Here is a 20,935-nt window from a genome sequence, read left to right as displayed (position 1 = left end):
TGACGAGGCAAAGAACTTCACGCCTTGGATGGCCGAAGAGGAAAGCCTGACTAGTCTAGGCGACACCCTCGGCCTTCGTCTGGAATTAGAGGCTGTTGAGAAGCAAGTAGGCCCCTTTTCGGCTGACATTCTTGCCAAGGATGCAGTGAGTGGCAAGTGGGTCCTAATCGAGAACCAGATTGAGGGGACTGATCACAAGCACTTAGGGCAAATTTTGACCTATGCTGCAGGACTTGATGCACCGATCGTGGTGTGGATAGCCCGAACTTTTCGTGAAGAGCATCGAGCTGCTATCGATTACCTCAACAGAATAAGTGATGAAGATCATCTCTTTTTCGGAATACAGGTTGAGCTTTTGAAGATCGGCGAAAGTGCTTTTGCCCCTAGCTTTTCGATTGTCGCGAAGCCAAATGATTGGTCAAAACAAAGCGCTGCGGCCAAATTTGCTGTAGATGATGTATTGACGCCGACTCAGGCTCTCTATCGTGAGTATTGGGCGGCATTGATCCAAAAGGCAGCAGTGTCATACCGCCGCTCTGGCGGCCCGAAAACCTTACAAGGGAAACTGGCAGACGGGTGAGAGGATCGGTAACGGAAGCGGCTTCTCCGTCGACGCAAACGCATCGTTTGCCAGTGGAAGCAAGCTAAGGCTTGAAGTATACATCAGCGGTGTGGCTGCACCTCAGGTTTTCGAACAACTATGTGAGCGTAAGGCTGAAATCGAAGAGCTGATTGGCGGTGAGCTCTCGTGGGAAACCTTGCAGGGCCATGAAAAGCGTATCGCGCTTTATATGCCGGGTATTCAAAACAAGGAAGACAAGGGTCAGTGGGCTCAGCAGCATGAGTGGCTCTTGGCGAATTGGCCAAAAATGACTGAAGTTTTTCGTCCAATGATTGCGCAAATCAGCATTGGCGAAACAGAGGGCGGTGACTGATCCATGGACTTCATTTCAATTCTCAGCATCTTCGTGCTGGCCTGCTTCGTGGGCTATTACGTCGTCTGGTCGGTGACCCCGGCGCTGCATACCCCGCTGATGGCGGTGACCAATGCGATCTCCTCGGTGATCATCGTCGGCGCGCTGATCGCCGCGGCCGAGGCGGAGAACCCGGTGGCGAAATATCTCGCGCTCGCGGGCGTGGTGATGGCCAGCATCAACATTTTCGGCGGGTTTGCCGTGACCGAGCGTATGCTCGCGATGTACAAGAAGAAGGAGAAGTAAGAGATGACCTTCTCCCTGCTTTCCGCCGCCGCATCGGGCGAGGGCGCGACGCCTGCCTGGGCGATGCTCGCCTACCTTGTCGCTGGCGTGTTCTTCATCCTCGCGCTGCGCGGGCTTTCGAGCCCGGCGTCGAGCCGCGCGGGCAACCGCAACGGCATGATCGGCATGGCCATTGCGGTGGTGACGACGCTGATCATGCACGGCACGAACCTGGTCGAGATCGGCATTGCCATCGCGATCGGTGCGATCCTTGGCGTCACCATTGCGCGGCGCATCGCCATGACCGCGATGCCCGAACTTGTCGCGGGCTTCCACTCGCTCGTCGGCCTTGCCGCGGTGGTGGTGGGTCTGGCCGCATGGCTCAACCCTGCGGCCTTCGGGATCACCGATGCCGCCGGGCAGATCATGGCGGTCAGCCGCGTGGAACTCGGCCTCGGCATCGCCATCGGCGCGATCACCTTCTCGGGGAGCGTTATCGCCTTCCTCAAGCTGTCGGGCCGGATGAGCGGTTCGCCGATCATGCTGCCGGGACGGCACGTCATCAACCTCGGCACTCTCGCGGCGATCCTCGTGCTGATCGGGCTTTACACCGTCTCGCCCGAAGGCGGAGCGGGCGAGGGCTGGATGGTCATTGCGATCACCGTGCTGGCCTTTGCCATCGGCTTCCTGCTGATCATCCCGATCGGCGGGGCGGACATGCCCGTGGTCGTCTCGATGCTCAACTCCTACTCGGGCTGGGCGGCGGCGGCGATGGGCTTCACGCTCGGCAACAGCGCGATGATCATCACCGGCGCGCTGGTCGGCTCCTCGGGGGCGATCCTCAGTTACATCATGTGCCGCGCGATGAACCGCAGCTTCATTTCCGTGATCGCGGGCGGCTTTGGTGCCGACGCAAGTGCGGGCGGCGGTGCCGGCGGGGCGCGCGAGCAGCGGCCCTACAAGCAGGGCTCAGCGGAAGACGCCGCCTACATGCTCGAGCAGGCCGAGAAGGTCATCATCATCCCCGGCTACGGCATGGCGGTGGCGCAGGCCCAGCACGCGCTGCGCGAGATGGGCGACAAGCTCAAGGAAAAGGGCGTGGACGTGAAATACGCGATCCACCCCGTCGCGGGCCGGATGCCGGGGCACATGAACGTGCTGCTCGCCGAAGCCAGCGTGCCCTATGACGAGGTGTTCGAGCTGGAGGACATCAACTCCGAATTCGCGCAGGCCGACGTCGCCTTCATCATCGGCGCGAACGACGTGGTGAACCCGGCGGCCAAGACCGACAAGTCCTCGCCGATCTACGGGATGCCGGTGTTCGACGTCGACAAGGCCAAGCAGGTGTTCTTCATCAAGCGCTCGATGGGGGGCGTCGGCTATGCCGGGGTCGACAACGAAGTGTTCTACATGAACCAGACCGTCATGCTCCTCGCCGATGCGAAGAAGATGGTCGAGGAAATCGTCAAGTCGCTCGATTGATGCGAAAACTCCTTGTCGCACTGCTGCTGATCGTGGCTCTCGCGGCCGGTGCGCTGTTCACCGGCCTCGCCGACCCTGTGGTCGAATGGCAGGTCAAGGGCGCGCTGGTCGAGGCCGGGGTGGGCGAGCGGCGTGCCGAATGCATGGCCAGCCGGATGGTCGACCGCCTCACCATCGGCCAGCTCTGGAACCTCCGGCAGGCGATGGCCCCGCTCGAAGGCGAGCCCGAGGAAGGCTACGGCCTCGGCGAGCTCGTCAAGCGTCTGCGCCGGGTCGAGGATGGCGAGGTCGTCGCGGTGCTCACCACCAGCGCCGGCCTGTGCGCGATCGGGCTGGGCTAAGGCTTGCCATTGCTCCCCCGCTTGCGCCACACTGCGTAGCGGAGAGGGAGAACATCATGAACCGCTTTGCTCTGGCTGCCGCGCTGCTCAGCACCGCAGCGCCGCTCGCCGCTGAAACGCACCGGGTCGAACCGGGCGAGGGCGCGGGCGCGCGCTTGCAGGAGGCGCTGATTCTGGCCGCCCCCGGCGACACGATCGAACTCGCAGAAGGACGCTTCGTGCTCACCGATGGGCTCAGCCTCGATGTCGACGGGGTGACGGTGCGGGGTGCGGGTATGGACAAGACCATCCTCGACTTCACCGGCCAGCAAGGCGCGGGCGAGGGGCTGCTCGTCACCAGCGACAATGTCACCCTGCGCGGCTTTGCCATCGAAAACCCCAAGGGCGACGGGATCAAGTCCAAGGGCGCGGACATGATCGTCTATGACGCCTTGCGGGTCGAATGGACCGGCGGGCCGAAGGCCTCCAACGGGGCCTATGGCATCTATCCGGTCGAGAGCACCGGCGTGCTGGTGCAGCGGTCGAAGGTGGTCGGCGCGTCGGATGCGGGCATCTATGTCGGCCAGAGCCGCGACATCACGGTGCGCGGCAATCTCGTCGAATTCAACGTCGCCGGGATCGAGATCGAGAACAGCCGCAATGCCCTCGTCACGGAGAACATCGCCACGCACAATACGGGCGGATTGCTGGTGTTCGACCTCCCCGGTCTGCCGGTGATGAACGGCGGCAATGTGATCCTGCGCAAGAATGTTGTGAAGGACAACGACACCCCCAACTTCGCACCGCCGGGCAATATCGTCGCGAGTGTGCGGCGTGGCACCGGCGTGCTGGTGATGGCCAATGACGGTGTGTTGATCGACGACAATGAGTTCGAGGGCAACGCCACCGCGCACATCATGGTGATCGCCTATACCCAGCCCTTCGAGGACCCGCGCTACAACCCCCATGCAAGGAACGTGATCGTCGGCCGCAATGCCTTCGGGCGCGGCGGAGACGATCCGCAGCTTGAGGGCAAAGAGCAATTGCTCGCAGCCTTCGGCGGCGCGCTGCCGCCGGTGCTGTGGGACGGCCTTTCCGAAAGCTCCGACACCGCGCTCAGGATCGCGCCGGGGGTGACGGGGTGGAGCCTCAATCTGTCGCGGGTGGGCCAGAGCCTAGCCGAAGCCCAGCCGGGGCCGCTGACGCTGACGCCAATCGAAGCGTGGCAGTTTCCCGAAGTCGGTGCGCCTGCGGAACTGGAAGCGCGGCTGAAGTGAAGCGCGGCCTCGGCCTCCTTGCGTTCGCTTGCGCTACCTTCGGCGCGGCGCTCGGCCATGCGACCGTGATAGACGAGCCCGCCGTGAATGATGTCGCAGTGACCGGCGCACCCTTCCCGCAAAAGCTGAGCGAATTCCGTTTCTTCGTCGATGGTGTGAAGCAGTCTCCCAATACGGGTGTCACGCCCTATGCGCTCAACACCCCGCTCTGGTCGGACGGGGCGGAGAAACTCCGCTTCATCTATCTGCCCGAAGGCACCCGGCTGAAAGCTGACGGGGAGGGCCTGCTGCAATTCCCGGTCGGCGCGGCGATCATCAAGACCTTCGCTTTCGGCGAGGGCGCGGAACGCCGCCTGATCGAAACCCGCGTGCTGCTGCACCGCGCCGATGGCTGGACGGCGCTGCCCTATCGCTGGAACGCCGAGCAGACCGAGGCCACGCTGGCGCTCGCCGGCGGGCGCGTCGATCTCGTCACCCCGGCCGGTGAGGCGATTTCCTACGCCATCCCCAACAAGAACCAGTGCAAGTCCTGCCACGGCAAGGACGGGCAGGTGATCCCGATTGGCCCCAAGGCGCGCAATCTCGGCCAGATGTGGCTGCAAGCGATGGTCTCCGCCGATTTGCTGGAGGCTGTTCCCGACGTGCCGCGCTTCCTGCCCGACTGGAACAACCGCGATCTCAATCCCGATACCGCCACCTTGGCGCGCGCCTATCTCGATGTGAACTGCGCCCACTGCCACCAACCGGGCGGCGGCGCGTCGAACTCGGGGCTCGATCTGCGCTGGGAGCAGGCGGACGCGCACGCCATCGGTATCTTCAAGCGTCCGGTGGCGGCTGGGCGCGGGGCAGGCGGGCACGAATTCTCGATCCTGCCGGGTGAGCCCGACGCCTCGATCCTGCTCTACCGCATGGACAGCGCCGAACCCGGCATCGCCATGCCGGAGTTGGGCAAATCCAGCATCGACAAGGATGGCGTCGCCGTGGTGCGGCGCTGGATTGCGGAGATGAAACCCGAATGAAATGGCTCTGGCGTGGTCTGCTGGCGATTGTCGGATTGCTGGTGATCGCCTTTCTCGTCTTCCGCACGCCCGATACCGACCCGGCGGCGATGCGCGCCAAATATGGCGGGCCGCCCTCGCAATTCGTCTCCATCGGCGACGGCGTGAAGGTCCACCTGCGCGACGAGGGGCCGAGAGACGCCCCCGCGATCATGCTGCTGCACGGCTCCAACGCCGATCTGCACACATGGGAACCGTGGGTGCAGGGATTGAAGGGCCAATATCGCGTGATCCGCTTCGATCAGATCGGCCACGGTCTCACCGGCCCCGATCCTCAAGGCGATTACAGCCGCGCCAATTACGCGCAGGATATCCTCGAAGTCGCCGACGCGCTGGGGCTTGAGCGGTTCGTCCTCGCGGGCAATTCGATGGGCGGCAAGCACGCGCTTGCCTTCGCCATAGCGCATCCGGAGCGGCTCGGCGGCCTCGTGCTGGTCGATGCCAGCGGCGGGCCGATGCTCGAGAGCGCAGGTGCCGAGGAGGACGACGATAGCGGCAATATCGGCTTCACCATCGCGCAGACGCCGGGGATCAACCTGCTGGCCGAACAGATCACCCCGCGCAGCCTGATCCGCCAGAGCCTCGAACAATCGGTCTCGAACACGGCGGTCGTGACCGAGGCGGCGGTGGATCGCTACTGGGAACTGCTTCGCTATCCCGGCAACCGGCGGGCGACGATGGCGCGCTTCGGCCTGCCCTACGATCCCTTGAGCGCGGCCGAAATCGCCGCGGTCACCACGCCGACCCTGATCCTGTGGGGCGAGGAAGACCGGCTGATCCCGCTCGCGGCAGGACGGTGGCTTGCCTCGACCCTGCCGAACAATCGGCTGGTCACCTATCCCGGTATCGGTCACCTGCCACACGAAGAGGCGCCCGCCGCCACGGTGCGCGATCTTCAGGCGTGGCTTGCCGAGCACGCTCCGGCTGCAAAACCCGAATAAACCCCGCCCGCAACGCCTTGCACACTGGACGCAAGGAACCTGTGCGTCCTAAACCCGTTCGCAGGTGCACACAAAACGAGAAAGGGCGGCGGCTTTGCGCAAACTCGGGATCATCGGCGGAATGAGCTGGGTGTCGACCGCGACCTATTACGAACGCATCAACCGCATCGTCCAAAAGCGCAGTCCCCCGATGGCAAGCGCGCCGCTGCTGATCGAGAGCCTCGATTTCTGCGAGCTTTACGCCCTGCGCGAAGAGCACGACTGGAAACGCGCGGCGGGCGTGCTGATCGACAGCGCCCGGCGGCTCGAAGCGGCGGGGGCAGAGGGGCTGATCATCGGCGCCAATTCGATGCACCGCCTGTATGATGACGTAGCAGCGGCAGTTGGCATTCCGATCCTGCACATCGCCGAATATGTCGGCCTCGCGATGAAGCGCGCCGGGGTCAGCAGCGCGGCGCTGCTGGGCACGCGCAACGTCATGACCGAGAGCTTCTACCGCAAGCGCCTCGTCGCGCACGGGATCGACCTGTTGCCGCCCAATCTCGATTATGTCGCGATGCTCGACCGGATCATCTACGAGGAACTGATGGTCGGCAAGGTCACGCGCGAGGCCGAGCGCACCTTGAAGACGATCATCACCAACAAGGCGCAGGAAGGCGCGAGCGCGATCGTGCTGGCCTGCACCGAGCTCGATCTGGTGGTCGATGTCGATGCCAATGTCCTGCCGATTTTCGACAGCACCCGAATCCATTGTCAGGCTGCCGCCGACTGGATCCTTGGGCAGGAAAGCGTGAATTAGTCCTCGGCTCGTCCGCCAGAGCGGGCGGCTTGGCGCATCGGAGGGTTGCAGGGGGTGCAACTTGTTAACGCTCTCCCTAAGTGCGCCGAGGATTTTGTCACGACATGTTTCTGGCATCATCCGGGTCTTCGGGTCGCACCGACGGACCCATGGGGTCGCTTTCCTCCCCCCCAATCACCGGAAGGCGGCCCCATAATTCTTCGTAATGCAAACGATTGATCCCCCGTCCTTTTTCGCGTGTTCTCGCCCCGTTCCGGTTGAGCGGGTGCACGCACTGGCCTAATCGCTCGCGCCGTGATGACCCGCGCTCCCTATGCCGCCGATCCTGCCGCCTGCGGCCCTCGCGAATTCGGCGGCGCCGAAGCAGGCGAGCGGCGCGGCCCGCGCAGCGCGTTCCAGCGCGACCGCGACCGGATTGTCCATTCGATGAGCTTCCGGCGGCTGAAGTCCAAAACGCAGGTCTTCATCGCCCCCGACGGCGATCACTATCGCACCCGCCTGACCCACAGCCTCGAAGTCGCGCAGATCGGAAGGGTGATCGCCCGTGCGCTACGGCTGGACGAGGATCTGACCGAGGCGCTGTGCCTTGCGCACGATCTCGGCCATCCGCCCTTCGGCCATGCGGGCGAGGCGGCGCTGTCCGATTCGATGGAGCGGCACGGGGGCTTCGATCACAACGCGCAGGCGCTGCGCACGGTGATGCGGATCGAATGCCCCTATCCCGAGCACGATGGTCTCAACCTCACTTGGGATCTGCTCGAAGGGCTCGCCAAGCACAACGGCCCCGTGGCCGCCCCGAACTGGGCGCTGGCGGAACTGGACACTGTTTTCCCGCTCGATCTTGGCACCTGGCCTTCGCTCGAAGCGCAGGTGGCGGCGGTGGCGGACGATATTGCCTATGACAATCACGACATCGACGATGGGTTGCGCGCCGGGTTCCTGAGCCTCGACGACCTGCTCACCCTCGATTTCCTCGCAGACCAGTGGCGGACGGTCGAAAAGCGCTTTCCCAATGCCCCGCGCGAGCGTCTGCTGCGCGAGATGATACGCGACCAGATCGGATTGATGGTGAATGACGTGATCGAGCACACCGCGGCGCAGGTGCGCGGCATGGGCTCGGTCGCCGACGTGCGCGCCGCGGGCCGCCAGCTGGCCGGGTTCTCTCCCGCGATGGCGGCGCAGGAACGGCGGCTGAAAAGCTTCATGTACGAACGGCTCTATCTCCACCCCGAACAGATCAGCGCGGCGAAAAAGGCGCGCGACGTGGTGGCGCGGCTGTTTGCGGCCTATGCGCAGGATGCGACGCTGATGCCGGATGACTGGCAGGCGCGGCTTCCCGCCCGCGATCCCGAACGCGCGCGCGTCATCGCCGATTTCATCGCCGGGATGAGCGACCGTTTCGCTATGCAGGCGGTGGCGCGCATCTATGGTTTCCAGCCCGAAGGCCTGATCAATGTCTGATCCGCGCCCGGTAGGCCCGGTGCGCGTCGCGCTGGTGGGGGCGACGGGCCTCGTCGGCCGCCGCGTGATCGAGCTCTCCAGCGCGGGCGACGAGGTGCGGATCGTCGGCATCGCCCGGCGCGAGGCGCCGCTACCGCCCGGCGCGCGGATGGAGATGTTCGTGGCCGAGCCCGATAAGTGGGGCGAGGTGCTCGAAGCGGTGCGCCCGCGCGCGCTGATCTGCGCGTTGGGAACGACGATGAAGAAGGCCGGCGGCGACAAGGCGGCCTTCCGCGCGGTCGATCACGATCTGGTGCTCGCCACCGCCGAGGCTGCGCGGCGGGCGGGCGTGCCAAACATGGTGCTGGTCAGCGCCGCCGGAGCCGATGCGCGCTCCAAGAGCTTCTACATGCAGGTCAAGGGCGAGACCGAAAATGCGTTGAGCCGCGCGGGGTTCAAGCGGCTCGACATCCTCCATCCCGGCCTGCTGCGGGGCGAGCGCCCTGACGACCTGCGCTTTGCCGAGCGCGCCGCGATGATCGCCGCGCCCTTGATCGACCCGCTTCTGTCGGGATCATGGGCGCGGTTTCGCTCGGTCGACGCCGGGCTGGTGGCCGAGGCCGCGCTCGGCCTCGCGCTGCGCCGCGCGGGCGGGCGCTTCACCCACGACAACGAGGCAATGCGCCGCGCCGCGCGCGAGTGGCGCAAGGCCGCCGCGCATGAGGAGACCGAATGATCGACTGGAACGCCTGGTTCAGCATGGTGAGCCTGCTCGCGATGATCGCATGGATCGCGCTGATCGCCTTGCCGCGCTGGCCTGCGCTGCTTTCGGGCGTGCTCTATCTCGGCGTCGGCCTGCTGTGCCTGATCTACGCAGGCGGATTGATCGGCGTATTGAGCGGGCTGTTCGACACCCCCGGCGGCGGCGGGGCGGACTTCACCACCATCACCGGAGTGAGGGCGATCTTAGGCAGCGATGCCGGGGTGACGATCGGCTGGACGCATTACCTCGCCTTCGATCTCTTCGTCGGCCTGTGGATCGCGCGCGATGCGGATGCGAAGGGGATTTCGCGGTTCGTTCAGGCCCCGATCCTGCTGGCGACGTTGCTGGCCGGGCCGCTGGGATTGGGGATTTGGCTCGCCCTGCGCGAGCCCGCCGCGCGGCGACAGGGGCGGTTTCGCTGAACGATTCTCGCTGAAAACGGGGGGTGGACGGCGCTCGCGGGCGGGCTATCTTCGGATGCACAAAGCCTCTGGGGAGAGACGCCAGCATGACCGAAATTGCGCCGCATCAATTCGTGACTCTCGACGAAATTTTGGCCCACTGGGCCGTCGTGCAGCCCGATGCGCCCGCGATCGAGGATGGCGGGCTTTCGGTGTCTTACGGCGAGCTTGAGCCGCTGTCGCGCCAAGTCATCGCTTGGCTGGCCGCGCGCGGGATCGGCGCTGGCGACCGGGTGGCGTTTCTCGGCAAGAATGCCGCCAGCTACGGCGTGCTCTATTGCGCCTGCGCCCGCGCCGGGGTGGTGATCGCCCCTATCGGCTGGCGGCTGGCGGCGCGCGAGATCGCCTATATCCTCGCCGACACCGGGGCCAGGTTGCTGGTGGCAACGCCCGATTTCATGGAATTGGCGGCCAAGGCGATGGCAGAGCTTGACGCCCCGCCCAATCTGATCGTGGACAGCGCCATGCTGGAGGAAGCGCGTGGCTGCGGTCCTGCGGACTACATCCCCTGCGGCGCGGATGATCCGGTCCTTCAGCTCTACACGTCGGGCACCACCGGCCATCCCAAGGGGGTGCTGCTCTCCAACGCCAACCTCACCCGCCTGCGCAACGAAGGCGTGGCGGCGGGGCTGACCTATTACACCGATTACCGCAGCGGCGATTGCATGATGGTCGCCATGCCGATTGCCCATATCGGCGGCACGGGCACCTTCAACCTCGCGATCATCGCGGGCATCCGCTGCCGCTTCGAAGCCGAGTTCACCCCCGCAGGCGTCCTCGCCGCGATCGAGGCGGGGACGACGCACATGTTCCTTGTGCCCGCTGCCTTGCAGATGGTGATCCAGCACCCGCAGGCGGCGAGCACCGATTTTTCGAACCTGCGCTATCTCATCTATGGCGCCGCGCCGATGCCGCTCGAACTGCTCAAGCAGGCGGTCAGCACCATGCCCAGCACCCAGTTCCTGCAAGCCTATGGCATGACCGAGACCACCGGCACGGTTTCGATCCTGCCGCCCGAGGATCACAGCCTCGAAGGCAACCAGCGGATGCGTTCGGCAGGCAAGGCGCTGCCCGGCGTGGAGATCGAAGTGCGCGGGCCCGACAATGTCGAGGTGCCGCGCGGCGAGATCGGCGAGGTGTGCATCCGCTCACCCTCGAACACTTCCGGCTACTGGAAACTGCCGGAAGCGACCGCCAAGACGATCGATGCCGATGGCTGGCTCCACACCGGCGATGCGGGCGTGATGGACGCGGACGGCTATGTTTATATCCAGGACCGCATTAAGGACATGATCATCTCCGGCGGCGAGAACGTCTATCCCGCCGAGGTCGAAAGCGCGATCTACGGCCACCCGGCCATCGCCGAGGTCGCGGTGATCGGCGTGCCGAGCGACAAGTGGGGCGAGGAGGTCAAGGCCTGCGTCGTCGCCAAGCCCGGCTGCGAGGTCGACGCGGCCGACGTGATCGCGTGGGCGCGGGAGCGGATCGCGGCGTTCAAGGCACCCAAGAGCGTCGATGTCATCCCGCTGATGCCGCGCAATGCCAGCGGCAAGATCCTGCGCCGCGAGTTGCGCGCCCCCTATTGGGAAGGGCGGGAGCGCCAGGTCTCGTGAGCGCCAAACAGCACGCGCCCGCCACGCTGCGCAACCGCGAACCCATCGCCGCAGTACTGGCGCGCGAACTGCCGGAGAGCGGCATGGTGCTCGAAATTGCGGCAGGGACGGGAGAGCACGCGGTGTTCTTCGCCGAGGCCTTCCCCGCGCTGGCGTGGCAGCCAACCGATCCTTCGCCTGAGGCGCTGGCCTCAATCGCGGCCTATCGCGAGGACTATCCCGGCACCAATCTCGCCGCGCCGCTGCTGCTCGATGCGGCCGAGCCTGACAGTTGGCCTGTCGAACAGGCGGATGCCATCGTGTGCATCAACATGGTGCACATCAGCCCATGGGAGGCGACCCTCGGCCTTTTCCGGGGGGCTGCCCGTTTGTTGGGCAACAGCGGCGGGCCCCTGATCCTCTACGGGCCCTATATCGAGCAGGGAATCGAAACCGCGCCCTCGAACCTCGATTTCGATGCCAGCCTCAAGGCGCGCGATCCGAGCTGGGGACTGCGTGAGGCCGAGGCACTGGATGCGCTGGCGGCCCAAAACGGATTGGCCAGAAGCGCGCGTTACGCACTTCCGGCCAATAACATTATCCTGATTTACAGGTAAAAATCAGTCGATCGCGCGTTTGCCGGCCTGACCCACCGACTTGATGTCATCGCCAAGGCCATCGACCGTGTTGCAGGCGGTGGCAGTCAGCGAAAGCGCGGCGAGGGCGGCGGCGGTAAGAACATTGCGAATCATCGTGCTGCATCCTTTTTCAGCAGGAACGGGAACTCAACGCATGAACCTGCAAAAATATTCCTGACAGGAACGTGAAGCAATTCGCTACCGCCGCGCCCGGTCAGATTTCCTTTTCGACGGTGCGCGAAGCCGATTGCAGGTCTTCGCCCGCGCCTTCGACGGTGTTGCACGCCGAAGCGGTGAGGGTCACGGCACCGACGGCGAAGGCGAGAAGCAGCTTACGATTGATCATGGCGGGTCTCCAGTGAGTTGAACCGAGACCCGCAAGTGCCGCTGAAGCCAATATGATCCCTACTATTCGGCAGAATGCACCCGGGATCGGGCCAATTGCCGTTCGCGCCAGGCAATCAGCAGCCCGGCGCCGATGATCAATGGTGCGCCAAGCCACAGGCTGGCGGGTGCGGCACGGTCGAACACGGCATAGCCATAATAGCTCGCCCACAGCAGCGATGTGTAGTCCATCAGCAGGATCACCGCTGCGGAGCCGAAGCGCAGCGAGGTCGTCAGCAACATCTGCGCGGCCGCGCCGACAAGACCCATGCCGAGGATCAGCCCCCAGGTCAGCGGATCATGCGCGGCGGCAACGAAGGGCAGGGCGAGCGCGGCCACCGGCGTGGTCAGCGCGCTGAACCAGAAGACGATGCTCCACGGGTTCTCGGTGGTGTTCAAATCCTGCAACTGAAAGCTGATGAGCGCGACCATGAACGGCGCGACGAGGCCCACCGCCACGCCGGTGAGCGTCACGCCCTCGTGAAAGCCACCGAAGGGCTGCATCACCACGATCACGCCGGCAAAGCCCATCGCCACCGCGCCCCAGCGATAGGGGCCGATCTTCTCGCGGAACAGCACGATGGCGATCAGCACGGCGAAGACCGGCGCGGTGAAGCCCAGCGTGGTCGCCTCGGCCAGCGGCAGCAGCAGCACCGCGCCATAGGTGAACAGCATTCCGACGAGACCCGCCGCCGCGCGCCGGGTGTGGGCGGGCAATCGCTGCGTCCGCAGCATGGCCCACCGCCCTGTCAGCGCCAGCCCGGCGCCCAGCAAGACCATCGTCAGCAATTGCCGCCAGAAGATCAGCTCGATCAGGTGCGCACCGCGTTCCCCCGCCAGCTTCACCAGCATGCCCATCGTCGCCAGCGCAAAGGCGGCGAGCAGGCGGACGCCGAGCGCGAGCAGGGGCCGGGGGCGGGCGATCGAGCCATCCATCGCGGGAGGGCTTGGCCGAGCGGCAGGGATTGCGCAAGCGGGCGTGCGCCCCATATGCGCGCGGGATGGATATTGTTGCGCAATTCGAACTGCTGAGCGATGCCGCGCAGCTGGCCTGGGCAGGCGGGGCGCTGTGGCTGCTCGCGGCCTTCGCCGCCGTCATGGACCGCCGCCGCGCGCGCGGGCGCAGTCTCGAGCGGCTCGAAGCGGTCGGCTGGGTGCCGTGGACGGGCCTGTTCATGACCCTCGCCTTCGCAGGTGGCGGATGCCTCGCGATGAGCCTGCCGGTGGTGATCGGCGGGATGTAGGCGAACGCCAAAGCGTTCCAACCGCAACGACGCCCACGGCGTCGCAAGGCCGACCGGCCGCCGGCCGGTTAGGCCGAATGATCCGGGCCGGAGGGCCCGGATCGGCGTGTCAGAGACACGCCTCCAGATACGCCTGATCGAAGCCGAACTGCCGCGCCTTTTCTAGCGTGTAGGGGCGCAGGCCCGACGAGCGGAATTCGCCGAGAATCTTCCCGTCGTCGGTCTCGTCGAGATATTCGAACTTGAACAGCTCCTGCGTCACGATCACGTCGCCTTCCATCCCGATCACCTCGGTGATGTTGGTGGTGCGGCGCGAACCGTCGCGCAGACGCTTCACCTGCACGATCAGGTCGACCGATTCGGCGATCTGGCGGCTGATGGCTTCCTTCGGGATCTTGATATCGCCCATCAGGATCATGTTTTCCATACGGCCAAGGCATTCACGCGGCGAGTTGGCGTGGAGCGTACACATCGAGCCGTCGTGACCGGTGTTCATCGCCGCGAGAAGGTCGAAACACTCCGCGCCGCGAATTTCCCCCAGAATGATGCGGTCAGGACGCATACGCAGGGCGTTCTTCACGAGGTCGCCGATGGTGATCGCGCCCTGGCCTTCGAGGTTCGGCGGACGGGTTTCGAGCGGCAGCCAGTGCGGCTGCTGCAGGCGAAGTTCCGCCGCGTCTTCGATCGTCAGCACGCGCTCGCCCGGGTCGATCATCTTCGACAGGGCGTTGAGCATCGTCGTCTTACCGGAACCCGTACCGCCGGAGATGACGATGTTCATCCGGCACGCGCCCGCGATCTTGAGCGCGGTACACATCTTGTCCGACATCGAACCGAAGTCGCGCAGCATGTCGAGCGTGATCGGCTTTTCGGAAAACTTACGAATCGAGATCGCGGTGCCGCGCAAGCTGAGCGGGGGCACGATCACGTTCACACGCGAGCCGTCCTTCAGGCGGGCGTCGGCGAGCGGCGTGGTCTGGTCGACGCGGCGGCCGACTTGGTTGACGATGCGCTGCGCGATCTGGAACAGGTGCTGTTCGTCACGGAAGCGGATCGGGGCGAGCGTAAGCTTGCCCTTCTTTTCGATATAGGTCTGGTCCGGCCCGTTGACCATGATATCGGACACGTCGGGATCGTTCAGCAGCTCTTCCAGCGGGCCGAACCCGAGCAGTTCGTCGATCAGCACCTTTTCCAGTGCGAACTGTTCGCGCCGGTTGAGCGTGACCTTCAGCTCGGCCAGCACTTCCATGATGATCGGGCGGAATTCCTCGGAGAGCTCCTCCTTGGTGAGCGTCGCCGCCGCTTCGGGGTCGACCCGCTCGAGCAGGCGCGGGAGCACCTGTTCCTTGATCTTGTGAACGCTGGCTTCAAAGCCGCCGACTTCCGAATCGCCCGAGTTGACCGCGGCCATACGCTCGTTGAGGCGCTCGATCGCTTCGGAGGTCGTGGCGGGCTTCGCCAGCGAGGGTGCCGGCGCCGGGCGGGCGGCCTCGGGCTCGCCGGGGATCGGCGGGAATTGTTCCCCGCCGCGCGGCGCTGCCGCTCCACTCTTCATCGGGCGTGCGACGCCGAAGGCGGGACGTGCCCCCGACTTCAACCCGCCGACATTGCCCTTTTTGCCGAATGCGCTCATTCCCAGCCCCCGAGGCTCTAGCCTGAAACCTTGCGCACCTCGCCCGAAACAGGCGAACGGTGCGTCTCGAACAATGGTGAATAGAAAGGAAAGGTTGTTTTTTTCCTAAGCCCGTTCGGCCAGGCGCCGATTGGGCTTGTTGTTCACCAATGCACGGTTAGAGCGGCGCAGATTACAGTGAAGGAAGGCACGGGCGGATGTGCGGCATTATCGGTATCGTGGGGCAGGGCAACGTCGCCGACCGGCTGGTGGATGGCCTCAGGCGGATGGAATATCGCGGCTATGACAGCGCCGGGATCTGCACGCTCCACGATGGCGCGCTGGTGCGGCGGCGGGCGGAAGGGCGGCTCGCCAATCTGGTGAATGTGCTGGCGCAGGACCCAGCGCCGGGCGATGTCGGCATCGCGCACACCCGCTGGGCGACCCACGGCGCGCCGACGGCCGCCAATGCCCACCCCCACGCCACCGCCGAAGTCGCGATCGTCCACAACGGGATCATCGAAAACTTCAAGGAACTGCGCGCCGAACTCGCCGCCAGGGGCCGGACATTCGAGAGCGAGACCGACAGCGAGGTGGTCGCGCACCTGATTTCCGCCGAGGTCGAGGCCGGGGCCACGCCCGAGGACGCGGTGCGCGCCGTGCTGCCGCGGCTGCGCGGGGCCTTTGCGCTCGCCATCGCCTTCCGTGCGCATCCCGATCTGCTGATCGGTGCGCGGTTAGGCTCGCCGCTGGTGCTGGGATATGGGCCGCAAGGCGAGGGGGCCGAGATGTATCTCGGCTCCGACGCGCTGGCGCTCGCCCCGCTCACCCAGCGCATCACCTATCTCGAAGAAGGCGACTGGGTGGTGCTGCGGCGCGATGGCGCGCAGATCTACGATGCCGAGGGCCAGCCCGTCACCCGCGAGATTCAGGCCTCGGGCGCATCGGCCGCTGCGGTGGAGAAGGGCAATTACCGCCACTTCATGCAGAAGGAGATCTACGAGCAGCCCACCGTGGTGGCGCAGACGCTCGCGTCCTACCTGCGCCGTTCGGACAACTCTGTGGCGCTGCCGCAGATCGATTTCGACCTGTCGAGCATCCGCCGCCTGACGATCGTCGCCTGCGGCACATCTTTCTATGCCGGGATGGTGGCGAAATATTGGTTCGAACAATTCGCGCGCGTGCCGGTCGACATCGATGTCGCGTCCGAATTCCGCTATCGCAACCCGGTGCTGGAAGAGGGCGGCCTGGCGCTGTTCATCTCGCAGAGCGGCGAGACGGCGGATACGCTGGCGGCCTTGCGCCATTGCCGGGCGAACGGGCAGACCATCGGCGTGGTCGTCAACGTGCCGACCAGCTCGATGGCGCGCGAGGCCGATCTGCTGCTGCCCACGCACGCAGGGCCGGAAATCGGCGTCGCCTCGACCAAGGCGTTCACCTGCCAGCTGGCCGTACTGGCCGCACTCGCCGCGCACATGGCGGTGAAGAAGGGCCGGCTGACCCGCGAGCAGGAGGCCGAGATCGTGCGCCACCTGCTTGAAGCGCCCGCTGCGCTCAACGCTGCGCTCGCGCATGACGAGAACATCGCCGCGATGGCGCCGCTGATCGCGCCGGCGCGCGACGTGCTCTATCTGGGGCGCGGGCAGGACTATCCGCTGGCGCTGGAAGGCGCACTGAAGCTCAAAGAAATCAGCTACATCCATGCCGAAGGCTATGCTGCGGGCGAGATGAAGCACGGGCCGATCGCGCTGATCGACGATGCCGTGCCGGTGGTGGTGATCGCGCCTTCGGGGCCCTTGTTCGAAAAGACCGTCTCCAACATGGAAGAAGTGCGCGCCCGAGGGGGCCAGGTGGTGCTGATTTCCGATGCGCAAGGCATTGCCGAGGCGGGTGAGGGCTGCATCGCGACGATCGAGATGCCCGTGGTTCACCCGTTGATCGTGCCGCTGGTCTATGCCGTGCCGGTGCAATTGCTGGCCTATCACGTGGCCGTGGTGAAGGGCACCGATGTCGATCAGCCGCGCAACCTCGCCAAGTCGGTGACCGTCGAATAGGCTTGCCAACGTTCAAATATCGGGCCGGAGACTTTACTCCAATCTAACGTTTGGTCGCTATCGCCCGGACGTGGTCGAACATAATTCCTCCCTTCCGGCATCCGCTCCGGCTGAACTGGCAATCGCCGATGTGCTTGGATTGTCGCGCAATCCGGCTTTCGACCCGACGCGGTTGCGGGGGGTCGAGTTTGCGGAACTCGCGCGGATCAGCCGCTACCGGCTGTTTGCCAACGCGCTGGTAGCGATGTTCGCCGTATCGGTGTTCGCCCCGTTGATCGGGTTGCTGATCGTGACGCCCTGGGCCGGTGTGCTCGGCTTCGTGCTCTACAATACCCGACAGACCGATATGCTGCTGGTCGAACCCCGCCAGAGACCGGGCGGCGGCGCGCATGAGCGTGCCCAGCATCTCAACGCGGTGGCGGCGGCGGTGTGCTGGCTGGTGGCCCTGATCCTCTTCCCGTGGCTCGCGGACGGGGCGCAGCAGACCACCATGCTGCTGGTGGTGCTGGTGCTGATGATGTGCTCCACCTTCGTCTTTTCGACCGCGCCGCTCAGTGTTGTGATCTACAACGCGATCATGGGACTCGGGGCGTCGGCCAGTCTGGCGACCCAGGGCGCCTGGCATGCGGCCTGCGCGACGATCCTGTTCACCATCGCCAGTCTGGTCGGCATTATCCAGGTGCGCACCATTTTCCTCAAGGTTCGGATCGCCGAGGCGACGGTGAGCGAGAAGGAAGAGGTGGTCTCGCTGTTGCTGCGCGAGTTCGAGGAGAACGAAGCCGACTGGCTTTGGGAAATCGATCCCGCCCGGCGGCTGCGCGCTGTCAGCCCTCGCTTCGCCTTCGCGCTCGGCCGGTCGCAGGAGGACACCGAAGGCAAGCCGCTACTGGAGATGATCGCCGGGCGCGGTTGGGACACCGGGCAGTTTCCGCCGAGCCTCCACGATCTGGCCGAGCGGCTCAAGAACCGCGAGAATTTCTCGAACATGCTTGTGCAGGTCTCGATCCACGGTGCCGAGCGCTGGTGGGAGCTTTCGGGCACGCCGATGCGCGACGAGCAGGGCCGCTTCACCGGCTTTCGCGGGGTGGGATCGGATGTCACCGAGCAGCGCAATTCCTCGGAGAAGATCGCCTACCTCGCACGCTTCGACACGCTCACGCAATTGCCCAATCGCCTGCAACTGACCGAGGCGCTGGGCGAGGCGCTGGCCTATGCAAGCCAGTGGCGCACCCGCTGCGCGCTGCTGATGGTCGATCTCGACCGCTTTAAGTCGGTGAACGATTCGCTCGGCCACATGACCGGCGACAAGCTGCTCGCGCAGGTGTCCGCACGGCTGCAATCGCTGATGGGCGAAAACGAACTGTGCGGGCGACTGGGCGGTGACGAATTCGCGATCGTGGTGCGCGATGCCAGCGCGCCGGGGTCGATCGGCCAGCTGGCAAAGCGGGTGATCGAGCGCTTGTCCGAGCCCTATCTGGTCGATCACCACACGCTGTATGTCGGCGCCAGCGTCGGCTCGGCCGAAGGCCCGCGCGACGGCAATTCGGTGGAAGAGCTGATGCGCAATGCCGACCTTGCGCTTTACCGCGCCAAGGATGACGGCGGGGGCGAGCATTGCCGGTTCGAGCCCGCGCTCCATGCCTCCGCCGAGGAACGCCGCCAGCTCGAAGTGGCGCTGCGCAAGGCTCTGGGGCGCAACGAAATGGTGCTGCATTACCAGCCCGTGGTGGATGCCCATTCTGAGAGCGTGGTCAGTTTCGAGGCGCTGGTGCGCTGGAACAGTGCCGAACATGGCTTCGTCAGCCCCGGCAAGTTCATCCCGCTGGCCGAAGATACTCGCCTGATCGTGCCGATCGGCCAATGGGTGATGCGCCGCGCCTGCGAGGAAGCGCGCTACTGGCCCGATCACGTCAAGGTCAACGTCAACGTCTCGCCCGAACAGCTGCTGGAACCGGGCTTCCACGGCGAGGTGCTGGAGGCTCTGGCAGCGACCGGGCTGAAACCCGAACGGCTCGAGATCGAAGTGACCGAAAGCATCTTCCTGCGCGATGCCAGCGTGGCGCGCAATGCGCTGGAGCAGGTGATGGCGCTGGGCTGTTCGGTGGCGCTCGACGATTTCGGCACCGGCTATTCCTCGCTCGGCTATCTGCGCAAGCTGCGCTTCTCGACCATCAAGGTCGATCGCACCTTCGTGCAGGGCGCAGCGCAGGGCAGTGCCGAAAGCCTTGCCATCATCAATGCGGTGGTGGCGATGGCCAAGAGTCTGAAAATGACAACCACCGCCGAAGGCGTCGAGACGGTCGAGGAATCCGAGCTGATCCGCAATCTTGGCTGCGACAAGATCCAGGGATACTACTTTGGCCGACCGATGACCGCCGAGGACGCGCGCCGTCTCTTCGTGCTGCCGCACGAACGCCGCGCCTGAGCCGCAACCGGATCAGGCGGTGGCGAGGCTTTCGAGGAAGCCCGCAAACAGCCGCCGCCCGTCCTCGCCGCCCAGCGCGGTAACCGCCGCCGGTTCGATCGCGCGTTCGGGGTGGGGCATCATGCCCAGCACGCGGCCATTGGCAGACAGCACTCCGGCGATGTCACGTGCCGAGCCGTTGCAGGCTTCGGCATAGCGGAAGGCCACGCGGCCTTCGCCTTCGAGCCGGTCGAGCGTGTCGGCGTCGGCGAAGTAGTTGCCATCGTGATGCGCCACCGGGATACGGATCGTCTCACCCGCCGTATAACCGGCCATGAAGGGCGAGGCGGTGCCTTCGACGGTGAGCGCCACGGTCTTGCACACGAAGCGCTGACCGGCGTTGCGCAGCAGCGCGCCGGGGAGCAGCCGGGCCTCGGTCAGCACCTGAAAGCCGTTGCACACGCCCAGCACCGGCACCCCGCGCTCCGCCGCCGCGACGACCGCGCGCATGATCGGGCTGGTGGCCGCCATCGCGCCCGAACGCAGATAGTCGCCATAGGAAAAGCCGCCGGGCAGGGCGATCAGGTCGAGCCGCTCGGGCAGCTCGGCATCGCCGTGCCACGCCCGGATCGCAGGCACGCCCGACACCGCTTCCAGCGCCGTTGCCATGTCCCGGTCGCAATTGGAGCCGGGGAAGGTGATGACCGCCGCCCGGAACGCCATCACTCGGCGCTCTCAATGGTGAAGCTTTCGATCACGGTGTTGGCGAGCAGCTTTTCGCACATCGCCTTGATCGTGTCGTGATCGGTGCCGTCGGCGAGATCGAGCTCGATCAAGCGGCCGATGCGGACATCGCCGACCCCTTCGAAGCCCATCCCTTCGAGCGCGTGGTGCACCGCGCGGCCCTGAGGGTCGAGCACGCCGGGCTTCAATCGGACAAGGACGCGCACTTGCATCGCGGGAGGCTCCTGTTCGTGGGGCTGTGTTGGGGGCCGCTATAGCGCTCCGGCGGGCGGGTGCAATCGCGCTGATGCGCAATCTGCACCGCCGCGTGGCGGTTACGCGGTGGGCGGCCTGTTGTGCCCGTTTGTCACAATCGGGTCGCAAGCGCAGCGCGATTGTAACCTTGTTGCAACAACCGCCACAAGAACGCCGCTCGAGTGCCGCTTTCGCGCAACCTTCGAAGCCTGCCGCCTCGCGCGAATCGCGTGAAAATGTCACGGCCCGGCCCACCCACTCTCCATCCGCCACAATCAGGGGGTTGTCC

The 20,935-nt window shown here is 65.3% G+C and carries 23 protein-coding genes; 17 read left to right on the top strand and 6 right to left on the bottom strand.

The features are described 5' to 3' along the window. Nucleotides 1-28: 28 nt before the first annotated feature. The 14 genes from E2E27_RS14885 to E2E27_RS14820 all read left to right on the top strand — a co-directional run bounded on the left by E2E27_RS14885 (nucleotide 29) and on the right by E2E27_RS14820 (nucleotide 11,949). Nucleotides 29-580 (top strand): hypothetical protein, encoded by a 552-nt coding sequence (locus E2E27_RS14885; RefSeq protein ID WP_141460428.1) that lies wholly within the window; start codon nucleotides 29-31, stop codon nucleotides 578-580. Beyond that, the gene (locus E2E27_RS14880; protein WP_141460426.1) at nucleotides 537-935 is read left to right on the top strand and encodes a DUF4268 domain-containing protein; all 399 of its coding nucleotides are present in this window, start codon (nucleotides 537-539) and stop codon (nucleotides 933-935) included. Before E2E27_RS14885 ends, E2E27_RS14880 begins: the two co-directional genes overlap by 44 nt. 3 nt (nucleotides 936-938) lie before the next feature. Continuing rightward, entirely contained in the window at nucleotides 939-1,220 is a 282-nt protein-coding gene (locus E2E27_RS14875; RefSeq protein ID WP_054117330.1) for an NAD(P) transhydrogenase subunit alpha part 2, read from the top strand. 3 nt (nucleotides 1,221-1,223) lie between these two features. Further along, nucleotides 1,224-2,681, top strand: coding sequence for an NAD(P)(+) transhydrogenase (Re/Si-specific) subunit beta (locus tag E2E27_RS14870; protein WP_141460424.1), 1,458 nt, complete (start codon nucleotides 1,224-1,226; stop codon nucleotides 2,679-2,681). Further along, nucleotides 2,681-3,022 carry a hypothetical protein gene (locus E2E27_RS14865; RefSeq protein ID WP_141460422.1) on the top strand — a complete coding sequence of 114 codons (342 nt, stop codon included), beginning with the start codon at nucleotides 2,681-2,683 and terminating at the stop codon, nucleotides 3,020-3,022. Before E2E27_RS14870 ends, E2E27_RS14865 begins: the two co-directional genes overlap by 1 nt. A gap of 56 nt (nucleotides 3,023-3,078) precedes the next feature. After that, nucleotides 3,079-4,278, top strand: coding sequence for a parallel beta-helix domain-containing protein (locus E2E27_RS14860; protein ID WP_141460420.1), 1,200 nt, complete (start codon nucleotides 3,079-3,081; stop codon nucleotides 4,276-4,278). After that, nucleotides 4,275-5,297, top strand: a complete 1,023-nt coding sequence (locus tag E2E27_RS14855) for an SO2930 family diheme c-type cytochrome (RefSeq protein WP_141460418.1) — start codon at nucleotides 4,275-4,277, stop codon at nucleotides 5,295-5,297. Before E2E27_RS14860 ends, E2E27_RS14855 begins: the two co-directional genes overlap by 4 nt. Continuing rightward, nucleotides 5,294-6,277 (top strand): alpha/beta fold hydrolase, encoded by a 984-nt coding sequence (locus tag E2E27_RS14850; protein WP_141460416.1) that lies wholly within the window; start codon nucleotides 5,294-5,296, stop codon nucleotides 6,275-6,277. Before E2E27_RS14855 ends, E2E27_RS14850 begins: the two co-directional genes overlap by 4 nt. A gap of 121 nt (nucleotides 6,278-6,398) precedes the next feature. Next, on the top strand, nucleotides 6,399-7,076 hold the full coding sequence (locus E2E27_RS14845; protein WP_234036078.1) for an aspartate/glutamate racemase family protein: 678 nt from the start codon (nucleotides 6,399-6,401) through the stop codon (nucleotides 7,074-7,076). A gap of 297 nt (nucleotides 7,077-7,373) precedes the next feature. Then, entirely contained in the window at nucleotides 7,374-8,537 is a 1,164-nt protein-coding gene (locus E2E27_RS14840) for a deoxyguanosinetriphosphate triphosphohydrolase (RefSeq protein WP_141460412.1), read from the top strand. After that, a complete protein-coding gene (locus E2E27_RS14835) occupies nucleotides 8,530-9,252 on the top strand; it encodes an NAD(P)H-binding protein (protein WP_141460410.1) in 723 nt (240 codons plus the stop codon). Before E2E27_RS14840 ends, E2E27_RS14835 begins: the two co-directional genes overlap by 8 nt. Continuing rightward, nucleotides 9,249-9,701 (top strand): ABA4-like family protein, encoded by a 453-nt coding sequence (locus E2E27_RS14830; protein WP_353653623.1) that lies wholly within the window; start codon nucleotides 9,249-9,251, stop codon nucleotides 9,699-9,701. Before E2E27_RS14835 ends, E2E27_RS14830 begins: the two co-directional genes overlap by 4 nt. An 86-nt stretch (nucleotides 9,702-9,787) precedes the next feature. Beyond that, entirely contained in the window at nucleotides 9,788-11,353 is a 1,566-nt protein-coding gene (locus tag E2E27_RS14825) for a long-chain-fatty-acid--CoA ligase (protein WP_141460408.1), read from the top strand. Beyond that, nucleotides 11,350-11,949 (top strand): DUF938 domain-containing protein, encoded by a 600-nt coding sequence (locus tag E2E27_RS14820; RefSeq protein WP_141460406.1) that lies wholly within the window; start codon nucleotides 11,350-11,352, stop codon nucleotides 11,947-11,949. Before E2E27_RS14825 ends, E2E27_RS14820 begins: the two co-directional genes overlap by 4 nt. Nucleotides 11,950-11,952: 3 nt before the next feature. On the opposite strand, the gene E2E27_RS14815 is transcribed toward E2E27_RS14820, so the two are convergent. The 3 genes from E2E27_RS14815 to E2E27_RS14805 form a co-directional block, all read right to left on the bottom strand. Further along, a complete protein-coding gene (locus E2E27_RS14815) occupies nucleotides 11,953-12,084 on the bottom strand; it encodes an Entericidin EcnA/B family protein (RefSeq protein ID WP_141460404.1) in 132 nt (43 codons plus the stop codon). A gap of 100 nt (nucleotides 12,085-12,184) precedes the next feature. Continuing rightward, complete coding sequence (locus tag E2E27_RS14810; protein ID WP_502705520.1) at nucleotides 12,185-12,316, bottom strand: hypothetical protein; 132 nt, start codon at nucleotides 12,314-12,316, stop codon at nucleotides 12,185-12,187. 62 nt (nucleotides 12,317-12,378) lie between these two features. Then, entirely contained in the window at nucleotides 12,379-13,290 is a 912-nt protein-coding gene (locus E2E27_RS14805; protein ID WP_141460402.1) for a DMT family transporter, read from the bottom strand. Nucleotides 13,291-13,355: 65 nt separating this feature from the next. Between E2E27_RS14805 and E2E27_RS14800 the strand changes: the two genes are divergently transcribed. Then, nucleotides 13,356-13,598, top strand: coding sequence for a hypothetical protein (locus E2E27_RS14800; protein ID WP_141460400.1), 243 nt, complete (start codon nucleotides 13,356-13,358; stop codon nucleotides 13,596-13,598). 109 nt (nucleotides 13,599-13,707) lie between these two features. Here E2E27_RS14800 and E2E27_RS14795 read toward each other — a convergent pair whose 3' ends face one another. Next, nucleotides 13,708-15,231 (bottom strand): TadA family conjugal transfer-associated ATPase, encoded by a 1,524-nt coding sequence (locus E2E27_RS14795; RefSeq protein WP_141460398.1) that lies wholly within the window; start codon nucleotides 15,229-15,231, stop codon nucleotides 13,708-13,710. Between the two features lie 197 nt (nucleotides 15,232-15,428). Here E2E27_RS14795 and glmS point away from each other — a divergent pair, with 197 nt between their 5' ends. Beyond that, complete coding sequence (glmS, locus tag E2E27_RS14790; protein ID WP_141460396.1) at nucleotides 15,429-17,264, top strand: glutamine--fructose-6-phosphate transaminase (isomerizing); 1,836 nt, start codon at nucleotides 15,429-15,431, stop codon at nucleotides 17,262-17,264. A gap of 70 nt (nucleotides 17,265-17,334) precedes the next feature. Next, nucleotides 17,335-19,689: a putative bifunctional diguanylate cyclase/phosphodiesterase gene (locus E2E27_RS14785; RefSeq protein ID WP_234036077.1), complete on the top strand. Its 2,355-nt coding sequence runs from the start codon at nucleotides 17,335-17,337 to the stop codon at nucleotides 19,687-19,689. Between the two features lie 12 nt (nucleotides 19,690-19,701). Here E2E27_RS14785 and purQ read toward each other — a convergent pair whose 3' ends face one another. Then, nucleotides 19,702-20,391 carry a phosphoribosylformylglycinamidine synthase subunit PurQ gene (purQ, locus tag E2E27_RS14780; RefSeq protein ID WP_141460394.1) on the bottom strand — a complete coding sequence of 230 codons (690 nt, stop codon included), beginning with the start codon at nucleotides 20,389-20,391 and terminating at the stop codon, nucleotides 19,702-19,704. Continuing rightward, nucleotides 20,391-20,624 carry a phosphoribosylformylglycinamidine synthase subunit PurS gene (gene purS / locus E2E27_RS14775; RefSeq protein WP_141460392.1) on the bottom strand — a complete coding sequence of 78 codons (234 nt, stop codon included), beginning with the start codon at nucleotides 20,622-20,624 and terminating at the stop codon, nucleotides 20,391-20,393. Before purS ends, purQ begins: the two co-directional genes overlap by 1 nt. Nucleotides 20,625-20,935: the final 311 nt, after the last annotated feature.

The organism is Porphyrobacter sp. YT40 (assembly GCF_006542605.1).
Classification (GTDB): Bacteria; Pseudomonadota; Alphaproteobacteria; order Sphingomonadales; family Sphingomonadaceae; genus Erythrobacter.
The sequence above is the reverse complement of the archived record's forward strand: the minus strand, read 5'-3'. Positions and strand labels throughout refer to the sequence as shown.